This window comes from Sphingomonas sp. LY54, assembly GCF_035594035.1.
Classification (GTDB): domain Bacteria; phylum Pseudomonadota; class Alphaproteobacteria; order Sphingomonadales; family Sphingomonadaceae; genus Allosphingosinicella.
The window spans coordinates 2117651-2141844 of sequence record NZ_CP141588.1 but is presented as its reverse complement, the minus strand read 5'-3'; the positions used below and the strand labels follow the sequence as shown (position 1 = coordinate 2141844).

Annotated in this window: 9 protein-coding genes; 1 reads left to right on the top strand and 8 read right to left on the bottom strand. The window is 68.6% G+C overall.

The genetic code is table 11. From position 1 onward, the window contains the following. Positions 1-3: 3 nt before the first annotated feature. The 3 genes from SH591_RS10780 to SH591_RS10770 form a co-directional block, all read right to left on the bottom strand. Complete coding sequence (locus SH591_RS10780; RefSeq protein WP_324749124.1) at positions 4-3570, bottom strand: hydantoinase B/oxoprolinase family protein; 3567 nt, start codon at positions 3568-3570, stop codon at positions 4-6. 72 nt (positions 3571-3642) lie between these two features. Continuing rightward, entirely contained in the window at positions 3643-7863 is a 4221-nt protein-coding gene (locus tag SH591_RS10775; protein ID WP_324749122.1) for a translocation/assembly module TamB domain-containing protein, read from the bottom strand. Then, positions 7863-9902, bottom strand: coding sequence for a BamA/TamA family outer membrane protein (locus tag SH591_RS10770; protein ID WP_324749121.1), 2040 nt, complete (start codon positions 9900-9902; stop codon positions 7863-7865). Before SH591_RS10770 ends, SH591_RS10775 begins: the two co-directional genes overlap by 1 nt. A 148-nt stretch (positions 9903-10050) precedes the next feature. Here SH591_RS10770 and SH591_RS10765 point away from each other — a divergent pair, with 148 nt between their 5' ends. Then, complete coding sequence (locus tag SH591_RS10765; protein WP_324749120.1) at positions 10051-11361, top strand: UDP-glucose dehydrogenase family protein; 1311 nt, start codon at positions 10051-10053, stop codon at positions 11359-11361. Here SH591_RS10765 and SH591_RS10760 read toward each other — a convergent pair. From SH591_RS10760 to SH591_RS10740, 5 genes are all read right to left on the bottom strand, one after another. Next, positions 11358-12908 (bottom strand): mannose-1-phosphate guanylyltransferase/mannose-6-phosphate isomerase, encoded by a 1551-nt coding sequence (locus SH591_RS10760; RefSeq protein WP_324749119.1) that lies wholly within the window; start codon positions 12906-12908, stop codon positions 11358-11360. The genes SH591_RS10765 and SH591_RS10760 overlap by 4 nt on opposite strands. Before the next feature lie 14 nt (positions 12909-12922). Beyond that, a complete protein-coding gene (locus SH591_RS10755; protein ID WP_324749118.1) occupies positions 12923-15970 on the bottom strand; it encodes a CHAT domain-containing protein in 3048 nt (1015 codons plus the stop codon). Continuing rightward, the gene (locus SH591_RS10750) at positions 15964-21447 is read right to left on the bottom strand and encodes a DVUA0089 family protein (protein ID WP_324749117.1); all 5484 of its coding nucleotides are present in this window, start codon (positions 21445-21447) and stop codon (positions 15964-15966) included. Before SH591_RS10750 ends, SH591_RS10755 begins: the two co-directional genes overlap by 7 nt. Next, positions 21444-23288 (bottom strand): ShlB/FhaC/HecB family hemolysin secretion/activation protein, encoded by a 1845-nt coding sequence (locus SH591_RS10745; protein WP_324749116.1) that lies wholly within the window; start codon positions 23286-23288, stop codon positions 21444-21446. The genes SH591_RS10750 and SH591_RS10745 overlap by 4 nt, the downstream gene beginning before the upstream one ends. Positions 23289-23623: 335 nt before the next feature. After that, the gene (locus tag SH591_RS10740) at positions 23624-23884 is read right to left on the bottom strand and encodes a hypothetical protein (RefSeq protein ID WP_324749115.1); all 261 of its coding nucleotides are present in this window, start codon (positions 23882-23884) and stop codon (positions 23624-23626) included. Between the last annotated feature and the right edge of the window lie 310 nt (positions 23885-24194).

The window sequence follows — 24194 nt, the reverse complement described above, 5'->3', positions numbered from 1 at the left end:
CGCTCATGCGCCGAACCCTCCCCCGCCGGGCGTTTCGATCACGAACATGTCGCCCGGCGCCATGTCTGCAGACGCGGTCGCCGTCAGCGTCACGACGGTGCCGTCGGCGCGGACGATCTGATTGACCCCCGGCTTGGCGTCGTCGCCGCCCTTGAGCCCGGCAGGCGGAATTGCGCGCCGGTTGGAGAGGATGTTGGCGCGCATCCGTTCGAGGAAGCGGAGGTGGCGGACGACTCCGTCGCCGCCTTTGTGGTGCCCCGCACCTCCGGAGCCGCGGCGGATCGCGAACCGCTCGAGCAGCACAGGATAGCGCGTCTCCAATATCTCCGGATCGGTCAGGCGGCTGTTGGTCATGTGTGTCTGGACTGCGCTGGCGCCGTCGAAATCCGGCCCCGCGCCTGCCCCGCCGGCGATCGTCTCATAATATTGGTAGCGATCGTTGCCGAAGGTGAAGTTGTTCATCGTGCCCTGGCTCGGCGCGATCGCCCGGCAGGCGGCGAACAGGCAGTCGGTGATGACCTGGCTTGTCTCGACATTGCCGGCCACGACGGCCGCCGGATATTGCGGGTTCAGCATCGATCCTTCCGGAACCTTGAGCGTGATCGGCCGCAGGCAGCCATCGTTCATCGGGATGACGTCGTCGACCAGCGTGCGAAACACATAGAGCGTGGCGGCGCGGCAGATGCTGAAGGGCGCGTTGAAATTGTTCGGCTGCTGGTCGCTGGTGCCCGCGAAGTCGATCACCGCCGAGCGCGCCTCTGCGTCGACCTTCACCGACACCGAGACTTGGGCGCCGTTGTCGGTGCGGTAGGTGAAGCTGCCGTCCTTCAGTCCCGAGATCAGTCGCCGCACCGCTTCCTCTGCATTGGCCATGACGTGGCGCATGTAGGCGTCGACGACCTCGCGCCCATATTCGCCGGCGACGCGGCGAAGTTCCTGCGCGCCGCGCGTGCAGGAGGCGACCTGGGCCTTGAGGTCGGCGATGTTGACTTCGGGATTGCGCGCCGGCCAGCGTCCCGAGCCCAGCAGCGCCCGCATCTCGGCTTCGCAGAAGCGCCCGGAATCGACCAGCAGTTCGTTGTCGATCAGCACGCCTTCCTCGTCGACCGTCTTGCTGTCCGGCGGCATCGATCCCGGCGTGCGGCCGCCGATATCGGCATGATGGCCCCGCGCGGCCACATACCAGGCCGGATCGCCGTCGCCGTCCACGAAGACCGGCAGGATCACGGTGATGTCGGGCAGGTGGGTGCCGCCGCAATAGGGCGCGTTCAAGACGTAGACGTCGCCGCTCTTCATGCCGCGGCCGTCGCGCCCCTGCCCCCGCGCGGCGATGATCGTGCGGATGCTGTCGCCCATCGATCCCAGATGGACCGGAATGTGCGGCGCGTTGGCGATCAGGCCGCCCTCGCGGTCGAAGATCGCGCAGGAGAAATCGAGCCGTTCCTTGATGTTCACCGACGAGGCCGTGTTCTGGAGCGCGACGCCCATCTCCTCGGCGATCGCCATGAAGAGATTGTTGAAGATCTCGAGCATCACCGGATCGACATCGGTCCCGATCGCGGTGCCCGAGGCGCGCGCCTCGCTGCCGGTCAGGATCAGGTTGCCGAGGCGATCGACCTCCGCCGCCCAGCCCGGCTCGACGACGGTGGTTGCCGAAGGATCGATGATCAGCGCCGGTCCCGCAACCACGTCGCCGGGCGCGAGATCGGCACGATCATACAAATCCTCCCCGGAACGGGGAGGGGGACCAGCCGAAGGCTGGTGGAGGGGTTGCTCCGCACTCGGCTCTCGGGCTCCAACCCCCACCGCTTCAACGATCGCCGTCTCGATGACGACGGCGGTCTTCTCGGCCAGGAAACCGAACCGGGCCTGGTGCTGCTCCTCGAAGGCCCGGCGCATCTCGGCCGGCTCAGCGACCATCACTTCAAGACTGCTGTCGCTGCCTTCGTAGCGGAGCGCGGCCCGGCGGCGGATCTCGATCGCATCCCGGGCCACGCCCTGGCCGAGCAGGGCTGCTTCGGCCTCGGCCGCGAGCTCCGCCAGCACCGGCTCCAGCGCCGCGGCCTCCGCCAAAGGCTGCCCGAAGGTGCGCTGGCGCAGCTCGACCATGTCGGCGAGGCCCATGCCGTACGCGGAAAGCACGCCGGCGAGCGGGTGGATCATGACCCTGGCCATGCCGAGCGCGTCGGCCACCAGGCAGGCGTGCTGGCCGCCGGCGCCGCCGAAGCAGGCGAGGGTGTAGCGCGTCACGTCGTGTCCGCGCGCGATCGAGATCTGCTTGATCGCATTGGCCATGTTGTCGACGGCGATGCGCACGAAGCCTTCGGCGATCTCCCGCGGCTCCAAGCGATTGCCGGTCGCGGTCGCAACCTCCTCGGCGAGGGCTTCGAACTTCTCCGCGACGATCGCCGCATCGATCGGCTCGTCGCCGTTCGGGCCGAAGGCGTGCGGGAAATGCTCCGGCCGGATCTTGCCGAGCATGACGTTGCAGTCGGTGATCGTCAGCGGCCCGCCGCGGCGGTAGCAGGCCGGGCCCGGCACGGCGCCGGCGGAATCGGGCCCGGCGCGGAAGCGCGCGCCGTCGAAATGGCAGATAGACCCGCCGCCGGCCGCGACCGTGTGGATTTCCAGCATCGGCGCGCGCACCCGCACGCCCGCGACCATCTTCTCGCTGCTGCGCTCGTAGCTGCCGGCGAAATGCGAGACGTCGGTCGAGGTGCCGCCCATGTCGAAGCCGATGATCTTGTCGAACCCGGCCTCTTCGGCGGTCCGCGCCATGCCGACGATGCCGCCGGCCGGGCCCGACAGGATCGCATCCTTGCCCTGGAAGGCGGCGGCGTCGGTGAGGCCGCCGTTCGACTGCATGAAGAAGAGCCGCGTCTCGGCGCCGAGTGCTGCCACGACCTTGTCGACATAGCGGCGCAGCACCGGCGAGAGATAGGCGTCGACCACGCTGGTGTCGCCGCGCCCGACCAATTTGATCAGCGGGCCGACCTCGTGGCTCACCGAAAGCTGGGTGAAGCCGATGTCGCGCGCGATCTCCGCCACCGCCGCCTCGTGGTCGGTCCAGCGCCAGCCGTGCATCAGCACGATCGCGAGCGCGCGATAGCCGGCGGCATAGGCGGCCTGCAGGTCCGCCCGCGCTTTCGCTTCGTCGAGCGGCCGCACCACCTCCCCGCCTGCGGTCACCCGTTCGTCGATCTCGACGACATGGCCGTAGAGCGGTTCGGGCAGGACGATGGCGCGCGCGAAAATATCGGGCCGCGCCTGATAGCCGATCCGCAGCGCGTCGCCGAACCCCCGCGTGATCGCCAGCGCCACCGGCTCGCCCTTGCGCTCGAGCAAGGCGTTGGTCGCAACGGTCGTGCCCATCTTCACCGACCGGATCGGCGCCGCGCCGCATTCGGCCAGGATCTGCCTGATCCCCGCCACCGCGGCGTCGTCGTAACGCTCAGGATTGTCGGACAGCAATTTGCGCGTGACCAGCGCCCCGTCCGGCCCGCGCGCGACTATGTCGGTAAAGGTGCCGCCGCGGTCGATCGAGAAGGTCCAGCCGTTGGCGTCGTTCAAGACCTGGCACCTCTCATCACGACCCCGCAGGGCTGGGCGCGCAATGAAGCGCGCCCCGTCCCCGCGCGCAACTCAATATTGCTTGCGGTATCGGAGATTGATGTTGGTGCTGCCCGAAGTCCCGGTCTGCGAGAGCAGGCTCAGCGCCTTCGACAGGGCGATCTCGATCTGGGTAGCGGTGAAGCCGCGCGTGTCGGTGATAACCTCGAGGTAGATCTTGTTGCTGATGTAGAAGCCCGCCGAGATCGCGGTGCCGCGTCCGGTCGCCTCGTCGGCGCCGAGAATGCGCAGCCGGCTGAGCCCTGTCGCCGAGCGTAGCTGGCCGAGCGGGTTGAGCCCGCCGCTGCTGCCGCGCAGCGTGTTGAGCGAAGCGCCAAGCTGGACGATCTGGAGCGCGCTCAGCTCGTTCACCGAGCCGCCGAACAGCAGCCGCGCCATGATCTCGTCCTGCGGCAGCGCCGGCGAGGAGCTGAAGCGGATCTGCGGATCGGTCGAGCGGCCGCTGATCGCCAGCGTCACGGTCACGTCCTCGACCTCTCCCTCGGCGACCACGTTGAGCCGCGGGTCCATCGGCGTGCTGCCGGTGAACTCGACCTCGCCGGTGGTGAGATTGAAGCGGTTGCCGGCGAAGCTGATCGTGCCGCGGATCACCTCGGCGCTGCCAGTGATGACCGGCGCCGAGGTCGTGCCGCGCACGCGCAGGTCGGTGCCCCATTCCGATTCGAGCCCCATGCCCGATACGAACACCTCGTTCTCGGCGCGCAGGCGCAGGTCGAGCTTCCAGATGCTGGGCGGCGCGTCGCGGCTGACCATCTCGTCGGGCCGCACCAGCGGCTCGCCCTTGCGGTGGACGCCCTGCAGCTCGACCACTTCGGCCGCGCCCTGGCGGATGATCTGGTAGCGCACTTCGGGCAGGCGCAGGTCGCCGCTGATCAAAGCGCCATTGGCCGGGCTGTTGGTCACCGCCACCTCGCCGCTGACGGTGGCGCCGAGCGATTCGCTGCGGGCAAGCTGCGCGCGGTCGAAGACGAGCCGGATGTCGACCGGGAATCCGGCCCCCGCGGCCAGGCTGACGCGGCCGTTGCCGGTGACCGTGCCGCTGCCGGCGCGGCCGTTGAGCTGGGTGATCTCGAAGGTCGAGCTGGTGAAGCGTCCCTGCAAGGCAAGGTTGGTGATGCGGGTGCCGAACGTCTCGTCGACGAACGTAAGGTTGTTGGCGCGGACGACGCCGGTGAATTGCGGGTTCTGGACACGGCCGGAAAAATCGGCGGCGATCCCGATCGGGCCCGACAACTGCTGGTCGGCGATGCCGGTCAGCGACCACAGGACCTGGGCCGGGCCGTTATAGCGTATGCCGCCCGAAAGGGGCGATGCGAGCAATCGCGTCATCCAGCCGCCGGCCGAAGGCGACAGCGGCTGCAGCCGCGCCTGCAGCCGGCCGATGACGGCGCCCTGGCGCCGGATCACGGCTGCGAGCGCGCCGCCCGTCGGCCGCAGCTGGCCGACCAGGGCGATATTGACCGGCTCGGACAGCGTCGCGACGCCGGTGCGCGTGAAATCGGTGATCGTGATCCGCGCGTCGGCCTGCGGGAAGGATGCGCCGGTCGGCTGGGCGAAATCGAGACTGCCGTTGGCCCGGCCGCCCAGCCCGAGCGCGGGCGCGAAGGCATTGACGATCGAGAGATCGAGATTCTCCATCCGCGACTGGATCGAGAGGCCGTTGCCCCAGCGCCCGGCGAGGCGAACATTGCCCTGCGGGAAGACCAGTGTGGCGGGCGCCAGCACCCAGTCGCGGCCGACCTTGCGGATGTCGGCCGGCCGCGCGAGGCGGAAGGCCAGGCGGTTGATCGTGCCCTGCGCCGCGGCACGGATATGGTCCGGGGTCAGCGCGACATTGGCGGCAACGCGATAGGGCACGCCGCTGCGTCCCTGCGCGACGATCTGGGCGTTGCCGCGGCCGCCCTGATAGTTGATCCGGGCGCGCGCGGTTTCGACCTGGAACTGCCCGCTGCGCAGTCCCGCGAGCTGGACGTCGCCGACGATCGACGGCGCGGTCGGATAGAGGATCGCGGTGGCCTGGACGATGCCGCGCTGGATCAGGATCGGCGTCTCGCCCGGTATCGTCGCGCCGTTCGCCCGCGCGGAAATGTCGGCGCGCTGATAGCGGCCAGCCGCCGCCAGCCGCACGACGCCGTCCACGCCCTGGCCGCTGATCCGCAGCGTCCCGGCATAGGGGCCGGCGGCGGTCTGAACGACCCGGCCGGTGAAGGTGAAGCCGGCGAAAAGCAGGCGATGGACGTCGATCGTCATCGGGCCGCGGCCGGTCAGGACCGTCACGTCGGCGCTGAACGGGCCATATTGGGAGGTGCCCGTCGCGGTGATGCGGTAGCCGTTGGCGGTGGCGCGGATCCGGGCGTCGACATTGGCGAGGCCGATCCCGAAGCCGGGACGCGACGCGCGCAGATGCACGTTGGGGGCGCTCGCCGTGCCGGTGATCGTCACGGCAAGGGGCCCGTAGGCGGTGGAGTTGCCGGCGAGGCGGAAGTCGATCGTCCCGTTGGGCCGATAGACGCCGCTGCCCGACGTGATCCGCAATTGCGGCGAGGCCAGCCGGATCGCGTTCAGCCGGATGAGGCCTGCCGAATCCATCTCGAGCTGCGCGGTGACGATCGCGTTGCCACCGAGGAAGTCCCGCGCCGAAGCATTGTCGATCCGGCGCGTCCGGACCGCGACCTTGCCCCTGATGCCGAAGCCTTGGCCCTCGCTGACGACGTCGAGGTTCGAATCGATATCGAGCAGGCCGATACCCTCGACCAGATAATTGTTGATGCGTCCCTGGATACCCGCCCGATATTCGCCGCGCGCGACATTGGCGGCGATCACCGCCGTTGCATTCAGCTTGTCGGAACGGATGCGCAGATCGTCGGAAAGGATCGACGACCCCGCCATGTTGAACGTGCCGTCGAGCGCGACATTGGTGAGCAACCCACCGATGGCCGGATTGAGCCCGGAGATGCGCCGGGCCGTGGCCGAGACGGGAATGGTGATGCGGTCGTCGGTCGCGCGCGCTCGGCCCCGTGCGCGCAGCCCCTCGACGATCGTCCCGTCGAAGCCGAGCGCCGCCGCCTGGAGGTCATAGGCAACCACCGGCCTCGCGAAGGCGCCGTTCAGGACCATGGCCAGCCGGACGTCGCGGCCGCTGAGGTTGGGCGCGATCGCGCCGGGCCGGGTGAGGCGCGCCGCGACGCGCAGACCGTTAAACTCGCTGCGCCCGAGATCGATCACGCCTTCCGCCGCCACCGCGGCCACCGGCGACGTCAGGCGCAGCCGCGTATCGGCCCTGCGCTCGGCAAGCGTGGTCACCAGGTTCATCTGGACCAGCGGCGAGACGAGCCGCTGCAGCGGCCCCTCGGCCATCATCAAAGCGGGCCGGACCGGACCGTTGACCTGGAACGTGCCGTCGCGGCCGGTGATCGCCAGATTGGCGAAGCCCTGCCCGCCGAGATCGGCGCGGGCACGGCCCTTCCAGTCCTTCCAGCTGCCCTTGCCTTCCAGCGCCGCCACCAGCGGCTGGTCGAGCCCGGCCAGGCCGGCCACGAAGCCGTCGGCGGGCGCGCGGATGCGGGCGTCGACGTCGAAGCGATTGTCGTCGGGCACCGCATCGAGGCGCAGAGTCAGCCGGTCGCCGCCGGCAAAGCCCGGCGCGACGATCGCCGCCACGTCGGCCGAGACCTGGGCGCGGCGGTCGGCGATCTTGGCGCCGCCGGAAAGGCGAAGGAGATGCCGCTGCCCGGTCACCGCAGGGCCGACGAGCAGCCGCCCCACGTCGAAGCGGCCGATGTCGATATCGATGTCGGGCAGGGTCGGCGCGTTCGGATCGCCGGGCTTAAGCTCGGGCAAGCGCCGCAGATGCGCCTCGGGGATCGACAGCGCCTTGATGTCGATATGGTTGCGGAAATAGGCGAAGGGCCGCCAGTCGAGCTCCGCCCGCGGCGCGGTCAGGAACACGCCCTTCGGGTCCTTGAGCGTGATGTCGTGGATGATCAGCTCGCCGTAGATCGAACCCTCGATCCGGCCGACATCTATGTCGAGGCCCGACGCCGTTTCGAGATTGTTGATCTGCCGCACGACGTAGCCGCGACCGAGCTCGGTGTTGAGGCCGAAATAGAGCGCGGCGACCAGCAGCAGCAAGACGCCCGCAGCGATCCCCGCCCATTTCGCGATCGTCGCGCCCCGCCCGCGGGGGGCCGGAGCGGCCGGCGCGGGGGTGTCGAGGACGGTGTCGCTGGCCATCAGAAGGCCTGCCCGATCGAGATGTAGACCGCGACGCGCGATTCGCCGGCCTTGCGGCCGATCGGAGTCGCCACGTCGACGCGCAGCGGCCCGAAATTGGTGTAGAGCCGGCCGCCGATGCCGACGCCGAAGCGCATGCTGTCGAACGTCGGATATTGCGCCTCATAGACCTGGCCGGCGTCGACGAACCCGACGATCCCGTAATTGCCGAAGCGGTAGCGACCTTCGAGCGCGAACTCGGCGAGGCTGCGGCCGCCGATCGGCTTGTTGTCCAGATCCTTGGGGCCGAGTTCCTGATAACCGAAGCCGCGCACCGATCCGCCGCCGCCGCCGTAGAAGCGGCGCGACGGCACCAGATTGTCACGCTCGATGCCGTAGATCGAGCCGAGCCGGGCCCGGCCGGCAAGCACGAAGCTGTCGCCGAAGGAACGGTAGACGCTGCCCTCGATCAGGTTGCGGATATAGGGGTTGGTACCGTTGCCGAGCGACACTTCCGGATTGGTGCGTGCCAGCAGGCGGAAGCCCTTGGTCGGGTCGAGCAGGCTGTCGCTGCGGTCGTAGCCGATCTGGCCGAGCAGGCCGCCTATGAAGAAGGCGTCGCTGAGCGCGAGCCGGGGGGCCCCGGTGCGCGCCTCGTTGGTGGCGATGAGCTCGGCCCCATAGGCATAGGTCCAGCGCTTCTGCCAGATCGGCGTCGATTCGCGCGTGACCCGGCCGGTGAGCTGCGCGGTATAGCCCTGGAAGGCGGGATAATCGCGGCGTCCGGCCTCGGCGCTGAGCCAGACCGCCCGGTCGCGCTTGCCCGCATTGGAGCGGCGGAAGCTGACGCTGGCCGACTGTTCCTGTGTGCCGGCCACCGCCGCGACGCGGAGCGCGCCTTCGGGCGGGAACATGTTGCGATGCTCCCACGCGCCTTCGACGCGCAGCCCCTGGCCGGTGCTGTAGCCGCCGCTCGCCGTCAGCGACCGCGCTGGGCCGGCATCCTGGCGGACGAGGATGTTGACATATTCGCTGCCGTCCTCGGCTTTCTCGCCGGTCGGCACGACCTCGGCCGAGACCGAGCTGAACAGGTTGGTCGCGACCATCGCCTCGCGCAGATCGTCGACCATGCGCCGGTCGTAGAGGTCGCCGCGGTCGAACCGAGACAATACCTCGACATGTTCGGCGTCGAAGGCCAAATCCCCTTCGGTCGTGAAGCCGGCGAAGCGCGCGCGGACGCCCGGATCGACGGGCAGGATATAGTCGCCGAGCATCGTCGTGCTATCGAGCGAGATGTCGCGCAGGCCGAGCGAGGCGAACGGATAGCCCTGCTCGGGCAGGCGCAGCAGGACGTTGGCCTCGGCGCCCTGCACGACGGCCGCCACGATCGGGTCGCCGCTCTTCAGCGGCAGCGCCTCGCGGGCGAGCCCCGGCGGTACCGTTTCCGGTCCGGTCAAGTTGATCGTGCCCAGATGGTAGCGCTTACCGGGTGCGGCGGTGACGACGACGCGCAGCCGGCCCGGAGAGTCGGGCACCTGCTCGGACACGGCCACCGCCGTAGCATCGTAATAGCCCTCCGAGCGCAGCATTCGCACGGCCAGCGCCTCGTCTTCGCGCGCACGGGCCGCGACCATCGCGCCGTTGGTCGCCTCGCCGTCGCCATCCTCCAGCGCCGAGAGGTCGCGGAAGCGGCCTTCGAGCTCGACTTCGTCGAACCCTTCGAGCTCGAGCGTGTAGCGAACCGGCTCGGGAGCGGCCGTGTCCTCGGTGGTGGCCGGTGGCGGCGTGACGTCGAATGTCGCGAGCGGCGGCAGCGGTTCGGTCAGCGCCGGATCGACGACCGGGGCGTCGGGCAGGGTCTCGACGTCGACGTCGGCCGGCATCGGCGCGGCCTCGATCGGCTCCAGCGGCGCGTCGAGCGACGGGAGCTGTTCCTCGAACGCCTGGTCGGAGACGATCGGCGCGTTCGGATCCTGCTCCGGGGGCGTTTGGGCACGACCTTCGGCGCCCAGCACCAAAGCGCCGACCGCCACCGCCGCGAATAACCTCCCGCGCCTCACCAAAGCTTCCGCCCCCTCCGTTGAAAAGGCGAAACGAACCTTTCGTAAAAAAGTGCCCGTAGTTATGAACTTGGCCCGTTACCGGCCTTTCACCTTGCCGCGGCCTTTGTTAAGCGGGCGCAACTTTCACGCCATCTGAGGATCGTCGATGCGTATTGCCATGATCGGGACCGGCTATGTCGGCCTCGTCTCCGGAGCCTGCTTCTCGGATTTCGGCCATCATGTGGTGTGCGTCGACAAGGACGCGAGCAAGATCGAGGCGCTCAAGAAGGGTGTGATGCCGATCTTCGAACCGGGCCTGGACCTGCTGGTCGAGCGCAACGTCAAGGAAGGCCGCCTCTCCTTTACGACCGATCTGCCCTCGGCGGTCGCGGATGCCGATGCGGTGTTCATCGCCGTCGGCACGCCGTCGCGTCGTGGCGACGGTCATGCCGACCTGAGCTATGTCTATGGGGCCACGAAGGAGATTGCGGAGGCGCTGCGCAAGCCGACCGTGGTCGTGACCAAGTCGACCGTGCCGGTCGGCACCGGCGACGAGGTCGAGCGCATCATCCGCGAGACGGCGCCCGACGTCGAGGCCTGGGTCGTGTCCAATCCCGAATTCCTGCGCGAGGGCGCAGCGATCGAGGACTTCAAGCGTCCCGACCGCATCATCGTCGGCACCGAGGACGAGCGCGCGGCGCAGATCATGCGCGAAGTCTATCGCCCGCTCTATCTCAACAAGGCGCCCCTGCTGTTTACCAGCCGTCGCACCGCCGAGCTCACCAAATATGCGGCCAACGCCTTCCTCGCGACCAAGATCACGTTCATTAACGAAATGGCCGATCTTTGCGAAATCGTCGGCGCCGACGTCCAGGACGTAAGTCGTGGAATTGGCTTGGATAATCGTATCGGCGGCAAGTTTTTGCACGCGGGTCCGGGCTATGGCGGCTCGTGCTTCCCGAAAGATACGCTGGCGCTGCTGAAGACGGCCGAAGACTTCCAGACGCCGCTCCGGATCGTCGAATCCGTGGTCAGCGTGAATGACGCGCGCAAGCGGGCGATGGGCCGCAAGGTCATCCAGGCCTTGGGCGGGGACGCACGCGGCGCCACCGTCGCTCTGCTGGGCCTCACCTTCAAGCCCAACACGGACGACATGCGCGACGCGCCGTCGCTCGCGATCGTTCAGGCACTCGAGGATGCCGGCGCCGCCGTCCGCGGCTACGACCCGGAGGGCGTCGAACAGGCACGGCCACTGATGCCCAACGTCACCTTTTGCGCCGACCCCTATGAGGCCGCCGAGGGCGCAGACGCCGCCGTCATCGTCACCGAATGGGATGTACTGCGCGCGCTCGACCTGAAGCGGCTCAAGACGATCATGGCCCGGCCGATCCTCGTCGACCTGCGCAACGTCTATCCGCCCGAGGACGCGGCCGAAGCCGGGCTCCAGTGGACGGGTATCGGACGCCGGGTTGACTAATCTAGCCGGCCGTAAGTATCTTCCAGGCGGACGATATCGTCCTCGCCGAGATAGGGGCCGCATTGCACTTCGATGAGGTGAAGCGGGATCCGGCCCGGATTCTCGAGGCGATGGACGGTTCCGGCAGGGATATACGTCGACTGATTTTCCTGCAGCAGGAACACTTCCTCGCCGACGGTGACGCGCGCCGTGCCGCTGACGATGATCCAATGCTCCGAGCGGTGATGGTGCTTCTGCAGCGACAGTTGCTGTCCCGGCTTCACCACGATCCGCTTGGTCTTGAAGCGGTGCCCCGAATCGGTCGTCTCATAGGTTCCCCAGGGACGATGCACCTGCGCGGGCACGAGATGCGTGTCACGCCCCGCCACTTCCAGCGCCTCGACGACCCGCTTGGCATCCTGCGCCCGATCGCGCGGCATGACGAGGATAGCGTCCCGGGTGGCGATCACCGCAAGATTCTCCACACCGACGGTCGCGATCGTTTGGGCGGTGTCGCTGCGGAGCAGCGAGCCGCAGGAATCGATGGCGATCACGTCGCCGTGGACGACATTTCCGTCCGCGTCCTTGGGTGAGACCTCCCACAACGCATCCCACGATCCCACGTCCGACCAGCCCATGTCCGCCGGCACCACGCAGGCGAGGGCGGTATGCTCCATTACGGCATAATCGATCGAGATGCTCGGGCAGGCCAGGAACGCTGCCGCATCCGGGCGGACGAAACTGCCGTCCGGTACGCTCCCGGCCATCGCGCTTTCCGCAGCCTTGGCAACTTCGGGGGCGTGGACTGCGAGTTCCGCGAGGAGGGCCGAAGCCCGGAAAAGGAAGATGCCGCCGTTCCAATAAACGTTGCCTTGCGCAATCAGGGCTTCGGCGCGGGCGGTTTCCGGCTTCTCGACGAACCGGGCGACGGCAAAGGCCCCTGCCGCCAGCGGATGCGCCTCACCCGCCTCGATATAGCCGTAGCCGGTTTCCGGTCGGTCCGGCCGGATGCCGAAGGTTGCCAGGGCGCCGGCATGAACGGCAGGCAGGGCCGCTGCGATGGCGCGATGGAAGGCGTCTATGTCGTTGACGAGATGGTCCGACGGCATCACCAGCATGATGTCGTCAGAACCCGAAGCGATGATCCAGCGCGCCGCGATCGCAATTGCCGCGGCCGTGTTGCGGCCCTGCGGCTCCAGCAGGATGGCGTCGGCAGGCGAGCCGCTCGCTTCCAACTGGTCCTTGACCATGAAGCGGTGCTCCTCGCCTGCGACGACGATTGGGCCCTGAAAGTCAGGCCCGCTGGCGCGGCAGGCGGTCGCCTGCAGCATCGTCTCGGCCTGCGCGAGCGCCAGCAGTTGCTTCGGATAGAGCGAACGGGACATCGGCCAGAGGCGAGTTCCCGATCCTCCCGACAGAATCACCGGGCGGATCCGGTCCAGCGACGATGAATCGTCACGTGCTTTGGCTGGAAATGTCTCGACTCGCATCTTTCGTCCGCTCGGGCCTGATTGGGCCCGCGGACGATACACCCGCTTTACCTTAGAAAGCGTTGCGGCCGGGGCCACCTACGAATTTCACTTCAGCCCTTCGGCACCACCGCCGCGGCGCCGTCGCCGATGATGGCGAAGCCGGACCAATAATAAGGATGCGACGTTTCGGGCCGCGCCATCAGCTGGAGCTGGGCGTTGCGCAGGGCGGTCGCGGTCGAAGTGCCTGGCGCGGCAGTGAACAGGCCTGAAATCAGCCGCTTGGTCGCGTCATAATCGTCCGGAACCGGCCAATGGCTCGCGATCACCGATCGCCCGCCGGCGCCGACGAAGGCGCGGACGAGACCATCAAGCGCCTGGTCGCCGCCGCTGGTGACGCCGGCCTCGCGGGTCGCCGCGACCGTCGCCTTGCCCGCGGTATCGCAGGCCGAGAGAATGACGAGATCGGCGTCGATCTTGAGGTCGTAAATCTCGGCGAAGGTCAGAAGCCCGTCCGAATCGCCCTGGCCGAAGCTCGTCATCAACGCCGGCCGCGCCGGGCATTCGGGGCGCGGGGCGGTGACGAGGCCGTGGGTCGCGAAATGCATGATCCGATATTGCGAGAGGTCGGACCGCTGCTTGATCGCCGTATCGGTAAAGGCCTCGCCGGTCACGATCTCGCTCTTGCGGCCGATCGAGGAGCTCGCCGTCCGCAGCTCCTCGGAGGAAATCGGCCGCGTCCATTCGGCAATCGACCAGTTGCAGCTGTCGGCCTCGCCCATCAGCCCGCGGACGGCGCTGGCGGTCTGGACCGTCCCGGACGGCGGCGCATTCTCGCCGAAACCGATATAGTCGTTGGCCGCGTCCGAGCGCTCAACCTGGCGGACGTCGCGGAACGAGCGCGCCGACACGGCGGTGCTGACGTCGCGATCGCGCCCGAGCCAGCGCACGCTGGTGAAATCGAAGCCGTCGTCATCGGGCCGCTTGGCCTTTGCGAGATAGGCGTCGACGCCTGCTTGCTCGGTGACGAGCAGGTTGGGCGGCAGCCGCAGCATCGCGCCGTCGGGCTCGAAGATGAGATGGCGGACCGCGGCGAGTTCGCCGTCGATCGGTTGGAACAGTTCGCCATACAGACGGTGCGCCAACTGCGCATCGAACGGATAGGTAACGAGCTGGCCGTTCTCGACCGTCGAGATGGTGTTGCGCAGGGCATCGACCTGTTCGTCCAACCCGGTCCGGTTGATGCCGAGCTTGTAGGCGCGGGCCGATTGCGGCGTGACGAAGATGGCGTAGCCGTCGTCGCCGACCATCGTCATCTTGTAATAGGCTTCGCCCTCGCGCAGCACCTGCTGCAGCTCGTCCAGCCCCATCGCCCCGCCCGAAAGCACGCGGTAGCGCGGATATTCTGCGAGCTTTGCCTGGGTCGCCACCTGGTCGCGCTCCATCTCGCCTAGTCGCACCTGGAGCTCGGCCAGCCGGGCGCTGTCCGCCGCGGTCGGCGCAGCCAACGCAGAAAGGCGCGCCGTCTCGACGCGGTTGCGTTCGATATCACGGGTCAGCGTAACAGACTGTCGGAACAGGCGGGCCGCATCGTCGCTACCGCCGGAAAGCTCGCGGGCGAGGATCGCCTGGGTCTGGGCGACGCCGGGACGGACCAGCACCTGGCTCGCCTTGAACATATCCGCCACCGCCGCGGGGTCCGACGCCTGTTGCGAGAGCAGGGCGAAATAGGGCGCCAGCGTCCGCTGCAAGACCGGCGAGCTGTTGCCGCTGGCCGCGTTGGCATCGACGATCTGCCGATAGAGGGCGAGCGCAGGAGCGGTCTGGCCGGTGCGGCTGTAGAAAGCGGCCAACCGCGACTGGCTGTTCAGCAAGGCGGCGCTATTCGGGTAATTGGCGGTGAGCAAGCTCACCGCGGCCTGGTGCTGGCGCTCGGCCTCGGCCGCGTTGCCCTGCTCCTCGGCGAGCGAGGCGAGTTCGCCGAGCAATTGCGCCCGCATCCATACCGTCGAGCTGACGCGGCCGCCGCGGACCGCACCGAGCTGCGCCAGCGCGGCATTGAGCCCGGCCGAGGCCTCGACGGGCTTGTCCTGCAAACGCAGAATCGTGCCGCGCAAGTGTTGCGCCTGCCCATCGAGGATCTGCACCTTGTCCTCGGGCAGGAGGCCGCCGCCGGCGAGGCTTAGCTGGCGCGAGACGGAGGTCTCCGAATTGAGCCGTGCCGCGGTGGCAGCATCGATTTCGAGGCTGGAAAGGTTGGCGGTCGTCGTACCGCTTTCCTGGACGTCCAGGCTGCGGTCGAGCTCGGCCAGGGCCTGGCGCGACCGTCCCTGATTCATCAGGTGCATGGCGCGATAGTTGCGCATCATCCGCATCAAGACCGGATCGGTACCGATCATGCCGCGTGCCCGCGTGAACGACGATTCGGCACCGGCGAAATTGCCGAGGTTCGACTGCTGCAGCGCTTCGTTCAGCGCGGCTTCGCCCTGGCTCGCCGCATCGCCGCTGGCGAGCAGGGTGCCGAAGAATTCCGCCGCTTCGGCATAGGCGCCGGCATTGTTGCGGCGATAGGCTTCCGTCAGAGCCCGGCGCGGGTCGAGCGTGCCAGCCTGCACGCGGGCGAACGAGGCGGCGTTGCCGGCCTGGGTGGTGGCGATCGAGATTTCGCCCGGGACGAGGCGGTCCGCGACGATCGAACGCAGGCCGAGGCGAAGGGCGCTGTCATAGCCGGCAAGACCTTCGGCGACGTAGAGGCCGTTCTTGCCGCGCCAGGCATAGACGCGGTAGCCGACGTCCAAATCCTTCATCTTGCATTCGGAAGCGGCGACCGAGGCGAGTTCCTCCACTTGCTGCTGGCTGGGCGCCGCGCATTCGGCCACGTCCGCGCGCAGCGTCGCCAGGCGGGCGCCCGGATCACCGCCGCGATCGCGCAGCACGTACAGTCGGCCGACCGGTACCGCGGCGTCTCTACACACGATGGCATAGGCCTGATCGAACATGTCGCTGAGCGCCTTGTCGTTGCTCGCGACCTGGGCGGAGCAGAGGATGCCCGCGCCCGAGCCCAGGCGGAAGCTGTCCTGCAGCCCGAGCGACTGCGCCGGGGCTGCGGCGGGAGCGGCGACCAGGGCCGCGGCGATGAGGGCTCTGCTCCAGTTCAGCATTGGTCGTCCCCGTCCGGATCCTCGTCCTCGCAATCGGTCCACAACGTGCTGTCGCCGCCGCTCGCGACCGGCTCCTCGATCAAAGCCTCGCCGGCGAGCGCCTGCGTATCGATCAGCCCGACGAAGCCCGAGCCGAAGCCGCCCGGCCCGGAATCACCCTCGCCGGTTTCCTCGCCCGCGGCGCCGGTCGGCTCAGCCTCGATCGGCCCGAGCACCACTTCCGATCCCGAGACCGGCGGCGGTGCCGGCGGAGGCGGCGGGGGCGGCGGCGGAGGTGGCGGCGGATCTGGCGGCGGCGGGGGTGGCGGGGGCGGCACGACCGGCCCCGTATTGATGTTGATTGTGTTGAATTCCGACGTCGACGTGAAGGTGACGCCGGCCCTATCGAGCCCGTTGAAGGCCTGCTCGCCGGTGGCGAAGCTGCCGTCGGCGTTGCGGATGCGGCCGAAGGCGACCACGTCGATCGGCGGCGCTTCGGCGCCCGGTCCGCTGGCCGATGTGGCACCCTGCACGTCGAAAGCGAATTGCTGCGACCGTCCGCCGAAGCTGCCGCCGCCGTCGAAGCCGTCGGACAGGTTGGGGCCGTTGGCGAAATTGCTGAAGGCGGTGACGGCGACCCGGTAGCTGCCGGGCTGCAGCGTCTGCTGGAAGAAAACGTCGTAGCGGTTGCCCGTCACCGGATCGGCCGGAACGGCCGCGCCGCCATCGTCATTGTCGCCGATCAGCGCGCCCATCGCGTCGAACAGAGCGAGGATCGGATCGAACCCGCCAGCCGGGATGACGTCGCCATTACCGTTCGTCCCACCCGCATAAGAGAAGCTGCGCAACGTGATCACACGTGACGAGTCGATCGTGAAATCGAAGAACAGCACGTCGTCGGCAGTGACCAGCTGGCCGGTGAAGGAGAAGCTGCCGCCGCTACCCGCGATCGGCGAGAAGCTGCCGATCAGCAGGCCGCCGCCACCCGCGGTGAGGCCGGCGAACTGGGTCGCGGTGCCGGTATTCTGCACGTAGAGCGTCCCGCCCGAGAGCAGGGAAATGGCCCCGGCCTGGACGAAGCCGGCCTCGTTCACCGGGCCGTTATTGGTCCGCAGGGCCTGGGTCCGGCCGGCGAAGGCGGGATCGGCCGCAAGCTGCGCCGCGAGCGCGGCATCGGTCACCCATAGATTGATCGACCGCATCAGCAGCGAGCCGCTGAGCGCGCCCTGGCTGTCGACGATCCTGATGCTCCCGGTCGGGGTGACGACCTCGACCCGCTCGCCACCGATCAGATTGAGCTGGTCGGTCGCCGCCGCGCCGCCATAGAGCACGGCGCCCTCCACCCGGAGCCGCCCGGGCGAAGTGACCGTGACCTCCGACGCGCCATCGAGCTGCGTGCCGGCAAAGGTGAGATCGCGGATGACGACATCCGGGCCGCGGTTCGGGTCGGTGCTGACCGCCGGTGCGGTGAGGACGATCGTGTTGGTCTCGATCCGCTCCGCTTCCTCCTGCGACAGGTGGAAGGGTCCGCCCTCCACCGGCTGCGTGGGCTCCGGTCCGCCGATGATCGCCGCCTGGCCGTTGCTCCGGACGGTCAGGTTGATGCGATTGGTGGCGTCGCCGCCGAGCGCGCCGGTCTCCTCGATATCGAGGTTCGCCGCTTCGATGTCGATCAGCGGCGCCTCGACGACGCCGACGATCGTCGTGACCGGATCATTGTCGACCGAGAGATCGGCGGCCGGGGCCAGTCGCATGGCGATCGATGTGCCCGCCTGGATGTCGCCGGCGTTGATATCGTCGAACGTCGTGAAGTCGACCGTCTGGACGGCACGGATGAGGCTGCCCTCGGTGTCGATGTCGTGGCCCGAGAACAGGACGTTGCCGGCGTTGATGGTGACGAGGCCGACAGGCTGTGCCGGATTGGTGGCGTCGGTGGCGTGATGCACCGTGATATCGGTATCGTCGCCCGACGTGGTCGCGGACAGAATGCCCGCGACGTCGAACCGGCCCTGGCCGACGGCGCGGAAATCGATCGATCCCGGGCCGCCGCTCGTGGCCACGACGAGATCGCCGTCCAGGTCGAACAGGCCGGAGCCGATCGCTTCGAACAAGGCGCCGCCCGAGGAGTTGACGAATAACCCGCCAGTCACTCCCAGGGTCCCGCCATTGGCTCGGAAGTAAGACGGCTCGGCGAAGGTCTGGCCGTCGTTGCGCGCCGTGTTGCCGAGCGCCTCCGCGGTCACCAGGCCGAAGGTCGCCGTGCTACCGATGACCTCGACCAACGTCGTGCCGTAGTGCGATTCCCCGAGGAGGGTGCCGCTGCCGGCCCCGTGTCCGCTGGCCGACAGATCCAGCGCATCGACCGTCGCCGTCGCCGGATCGCTGGTCATGAAACGGACAGTCATTACGGTTGCCGCTTCGCCACCCGCGCCGAGCCCGCCCCGGCCCGCGCTCACCCCGGTCGCGCCGCCTTGCCCGCCGATGCCGCCGAAGCCGTCGGCGTTGAGCGACGCGGCGCCGACATCGAGCGTACCGCCACGGGCCAGCAACAGCGCCCCGCCGCCGGTGCCGGCTCCGCCGACGCCGCCGGTCGCGCCAGTGCCGCCCGTCCCGCCGCTGCCGCCAATGCCGTGTGCAAGGACGGAGATCGAACCGTTATTGCCCGCGCCGGCCGGCGTGCCGGAGCCGTCGCCGCTTGCCGTTCCGACCGTGCCGCCGCCGCCAAATCCGTCGCCGCCCGCGCCGCCGGTACCACCGGCGCCGGACCCGCCGTTGCCCCCTGCGCCGCCCTGTCCGCCATGACCCGACATGTCGAGCGTTGCGCTGGTGTTGACCACCGTGCCGTTGAGCGTCTGTGCCAGCACGCTGGCCGAACCGCCCCGGCCGTCACCGCCGCGTGCGCCGCCCGCGCCCGCGGCACCGGCAGCACCGCTGCCACCGAATCCGCCTGCGAGAAGCGAGAGACTGGGCACTTCGACGCGGCTGGGGCCGGTGCTGTTGAGCGCGGCGACGTGCACATTGCCGCCTGCGCCATTGCCGCCCACCCCGCTCAGCCCGTTGCCGCCGAAGCCGAAGGATGTTTGCTGAATCGAATCGCCCGTGATCGTCCCATTCGCGACAGACACGAATATGCCGCCGTCAGGCGCGGCCGTTTCGGGCTGCGTATTGAAGCCGCCTTCGCCCACGCCACCGGTCGCGCCGGCGCCGCCGATACCATTGACCTGCAGCGAAGCCGTCGTGAAGTCCATCGTACCGCCGTTCCGCACGACCAGCTCGGCGAGGCCGCCGCGGCCGGCGCCGCCGACCGTTCCGGTGGAGCCCCCGCCGGTGCCGCCGGCGCCGACGAAGATATTCGAAGCGAGCGTCAGGTCGCCTCCGATCGCCAGCGCCAGAGCGCGGCCGCCACGGCCAATGCCGCCAGCGCCCGCGGAGCCCGACGCGCCGCTGCCGTCGGCCAGCAGCAGGACCGAATCGCCGGCCGTGACATCGCCGCCATTGGCGTTGAGGATCGCGGCGCCGCCGGTCCCGGCGCCGCCAATCGGTCCGCTGCCGCCCTGACCGCGGGCATCGACGATGCCTCCATCCGTCATGGCCAGGGTTCCGCCCGGCCCGGCGGAAACATTGCCGTTGCCGCCGAGTCCGGCGCCGCCCGCTTGTCCCGCCTGCGTCGCGAGCCCGCCAAGACCGCGAGAGTCGAGATCGAGCGCCCCGACGAGGGTCATGGTGCCATTTTGCGCCTGGACCACGCCCAAGCCGCCGGTGCCGTCGCCGCCCGCGCCGCCGCCGCCGCCGATCCCCAGCGCATCGACGAAGGGAACGCCGCCGATCGTGAAGCCCGCGCCGCCACTGTTGACGAGATTGGCGTGGCCACCGGTGCCGGCGCCGCCGCGGCCCGAGGCGCCGCCCACCCCGCCGCGGCCGTTGGCGGCGACCGAGGCGAAACCGTCGATCGCGATCGTGCCGCCGGTGCTCGCGAGGATGTCGGCCGTGCCGCCGGTGCCCGCGCCGCCCTGATTGGAGGTCCCGCCATTGCCGCCGAAGCCGGAGGCGCTGACCGTTGCCGAGCCGGCGATGTCGATCGTACCCGAGCCCGCGCTGATCCGCGCGACGCCGCCCTGCCCGGCCCCGCCGTTGCTGCTCGTGCCGCCGCCGGAAGCCCGCCCATCGGCGTTGATCGTGACCGACCCGCCGACCGTCACGCTGCCGCCATTGTTCGTATAGAGCAGGGCCTCGCCGCCGGTCGCGGCGGTCGGCACGCCGAGCGTGGTCCGATCCTGCTCCGCCGAAATCGAGAGATCGCCGGCGATGGTCAGCGTCTCGCCGCCGACGCGCGAGCCAACATGCGCGCGTGCGCCGCCCTGGATATCGAGATCCCCTGTGAAGTCGGCCGTCGCCGACAGGCCGGCGACGAAGAAGTCGGTGGTGGCGCGGCCGGTCACGTCCGACGTGAAGTTGCCGCCGTTGACGTGCACGTTGGCGGCCAGCGAGTTGTTCGGATTCTGGGCGATCGTGCCGTTGATGATGTTGTGGCCGGCCGAAAGGACGATCGCGCCATTCTCGACGGTCGCGCTGGTCGCGGCGTCGAAGCCGACCGAGCCCTGCAGGACCATCGTGATCGCCTGGTTCTTGGGCACCGCGACCATGAAGACGCGCTGCGCATCGCCGGCGCCGGTGCTGGCGGGCCCGCCGGACGAGCCGCCGTGCGTCACCGGCGTCGACACGGTCGTGCCGGTGTTGACGGTGATGTCGAACAGGCCGCTGTCGATCGTGAGATCGACCGATTCTGCCGCTATATAAGCGATCGAGCCATCGGCGCGGACCGCCCCCTGCATGTCGATGCGGGGCGCGGCCATTGCCACGTAGCTGCCGGCCGCCAGCGCCCTGATCTGGGCACCCGCCGCGACCGCGACCGAAGACGTGCTGTTGGCGGCACCGCGAAGCTGAAGCGCGGCATTCGGCCCGACCCCGTAGTTGATCGGATCGAGCGTCGTCAGCAGCAGGCTGCCCACGTCGAACACGGCGGACGAGCTGACCAGGATTCCGCCGGGGCTGTAGAAGGCGACCGATCCGCCAGTGACGGCGCCCGCGCCCGACTGCAGCTGGGAGACGACCTGGCCGTTGAAAACGACGGTGCGGTTCGGGTCGGCCGCGATGATCCGGTTGAGCACTGCGAAATTCGCGTTGCTGGGACCGTTGGTGAAGGTCGCGACATGGCCGGCCGGCAGGAAATCGATCGGGCCGCTGCCCTGATTGTCGCTGGGCGTCCAGTTGAGGATCGCGCTGGGGCTCGCCACCGTGATCGTTTCGGTCGTGGGGCCCGTAAGGTTGCGCGTGGCGCTCCCGGCCGCGACCGCCGGCGAACCCTGAAACGCCTGGGCGAGCGCCCGTTCGGCCGGGAAGGCGGAGGCGATCACGCCGGCCACCGCGCAGGAGAGCAGCAGTCTCCGGCGCGCGGCGCCAAGGCGGACGGGAGAGGCGGACGTGCGCTGGGCTTTCATCGCAAGCTCCATGGCCAGAGCCGGGTCGTGAGGGATACGAGCAGACGCGGATCGGGCTTCTCGGTGGCGAGCGTGCCGGCGCGCTCGAGCGGGACCGCGAGCGCGACCTCAAGCTGGGCCCGGTCGCCATAGACGGCGCGCACGCCGCCGCCGATCGAGGTCAGATCCTGCTGGATGTCGAGGGCGTTCTGGCGGTCCTCGTTCCAGACCTTGGCATGATCGAGGAAGACGAAACCCTGGATCGCATAGCCGTCCAGCGAGGGCGGCATCAGGCTGCCGACCCTGACCTCGGCCTGGAAGCCGATGCCGCGGTCGCCCAGCAAGGTGCCCGGATCGTAGCCGCGCCCGACCGTATAATTGCCGGCCGAGAATTCCTCGAAGCTCAGCAATTTGCTGTGCGACTGCTGCGCGCGCATGCCGAGCGCGAAGACGATGTTCGGGACAGGCCGCACCTCGCCGATGCCGGCGAAACGCAGGACGGTGCCGGTGCCGTCGCCCTCGCGGCGGCTGATGTCGGTGCCGCCGGGTCCGATGCAGCGCACCTGCGCCGGTCCGCAGCCGTCGGTCGCGTCCAATATGTCGAAGCCCTGGCGCAACTGCAGCGAGCCGGCGGCGCGCCAGCGCGGCTCTGCGGCCGAGAAGCCGTCGATTCGACTGAGGCTGGCCGGATCGATCGCATCGAGATCGAGGCGCAGATAGCCGACCCGCAATTTGTCGCGAGTGAGCGGATCGCCATTGAGGTTGATGCGCTGGTTGATGATGTCGAAGCCGACGGCGCCGCGGATCGTCTCGGCTTGGCGGCGGACGAACGGGTAGGACGCCTCCAGCGTGGCGAGCAGCGTGCGCGCCTTCACGTCGAAGCGCGGATCGTCGATGTCCGGGTCCGCCCAGGCGTAAGTGAATTGCCCGCCGAGGGTCAGCCCCTCGCCGCCGACACGGAATTCGTGGCCGAGCTGGATCGTCTGCTGCTCGTCGAGATCGGCGGTGCTGAACAGGCCGATCGTGGTCCGGTCGCCCATGCCGGTGAGGCCGTAAAACTGGCCGCGCAGCAGGCCGCCGAACCGGCCGAGATCGGTCGAGCCGAAATTCTGGATGTTGAAGTCGATCTGGCCGGGCGAGCGCAGCACCGCGACTTCGCCGATCACCTCGCCCCGGCCGGCATTGGCCGAGCGCAGCGCCAGCCGCACATCGTAGCCGGGCAGGTCCCCGGCAAGGAGGAGATAGCGCTCCGCCTCGAAGCGGTTGAAGACCGGTTGCTCGGTCAGTCGCTGGAGATAGGCGGCGATGGTGCGTTCGGCGCGACCGGCATCGCCGCGGACGCGGATGCCGACCAGCTTCGCCATCAGCACCTGGAAGCGGATCGTGCCGTCGGCGATCCGCTGCTCGGGCACCTCGACCGCCGCGATATAGCCGAGATTGCGCAGGATCGTCGCGGCGCGGTCGCGTATCTCGCAGATCACAGCGACCGGCTGGGTGGTGCCGATATATTCGGCATAAGCGGGACGGAGCGTTTCGGGCGAGACCTGCTGCAGGTCGGCGAACTCGACCGCGTTGACGGTGAAAGTGACGCCGCGATTGGCCTCGGTATCGAGCGCGCACGGGGCGCGTTCGACGTCGCCCTCGATGCTGAGCCGCGGGCGCGCCGGCAGCGGCGGGGTCGGCGGAGCGCGCTCGACCTCCTCACGGGTTGGTGGAGGCGGCACGGGCGGCGGAGTCTGCTGGGCGTAGACCGGCGATGTCAGCAAGGCGGCGGCGCAGGTCGCTGCCGCGCCGAGGCGCAGGATGGTCCGCCGTCCCGGAGTGTGGCCGCTGCCCGCGCGCGGCTTTTCAAGTTCCCTCAAACGTCGGCGCTGTAATGATCGCGCCGAGCGCATCCCCCCACATGTCATCCCCATGATCATCCCGCCATGAGTTTCCCTAGCGCCGCAGTGAAGCCGCGGCGGGATTCGCAGCATAGACAGAAAGCGTCCAATATGAACAGGGTATTTTGCCGGGCGGGCCAGCGACGACCGCCCCGTTTTGCAAGAGGTTACTGTACGATATTAAGAATCGCGCGGGAACAAGCGAATGCTCGCTTATGAGCCATTGCGCCGACTGTGGACCAGTCTTGGCCCCGGATATAGAAAAGGCGCCCCAGTCTGACTGGGACGCCTTGAATGCCGAAGCTGGGCTGAGGTTACGGGCTGACCGGGGTCTCCGGCTCTTCATCCTTATCGCCGCCGCCCGACGTCGCGATCAGGATGACAATGACGAGCAGAAGGAAACCCATCCCAATGGCCGTAGTGCTGTCGACGCCGCCATCATCATCGTCATTGCTCTGGACCATCGCGGCAGATGCAAGCGGAGCGGCGGTGTCCGCCGCCGTTTGCGCAACTGCAGAGGTCGATGCGACCAGCAAGGCGCCGGCTGCCAAGGCGCTTATTTTTTTCGACAACATGGACTTCTCCCTAAGCCAAGCAGAGTCGCTGGAGAAAAGAAGCTAGCGCTAGTATAGCACCGAAGCAAGGGCGGCTATGTATCAATGGATGTAGGTAGCGGTTCGATACCGCTCACGCAGCGGATTTCAGCTGACCAAATCACCATTTACCCAGAATTTGCACAGAACTTGCCACCGGCCCGCATTGGCTGGACATATCGTAGACGGGGGCGCTCCAGGCAAAGGAGCCCTGACGCGTCCCGCCTTCCGAAAAGCGAGCATGGCCTTTTCCGTTTTCCCGCGGCTTGTTAAGCGGGTGCCCTTTCTCGGC

Bases quoted from the DNA above. Each gene is read 5' to 3' on its own strand.
- SH591_RS10740 (WP_324749115.1), bottom strand. From the start codon at position 23,884: ATGTTGTCGAAAAAAATAAGCGCCTTGGCAGCCGGCGCCTTGCTGGTC.
- SH591_RS10755 (WP_324749118.1), bottom strand. From the start codon at position 15,970: ATGCTGAACTGGAGCAGAGCCCTCATCGCCGCGGCCCTGGTCGCCGCT.
- SH591_RS10765 (WP_324749120.1), top strand. From the start codon at position 10,051: ATGCGTATTGCCATGATCGGGACCGGCTATGTCGGCCTCGTCTCCGGA.
- SH591_RS10775 (WP_324749122.1), bottom strand. From the start codon at position 7,863: ATGGCCAGCGACACCGTCCTCGACACCCCCGCGCCGGCCGCTCCGGCC.
- SH591_RS10750 (WP_324749117.1), bottom strand. From the start codon at position 21,447: ATGAAAGCCCAGCGCACGTCCGCCTCTCCCGTCCGCCTTGGCGCCGCG.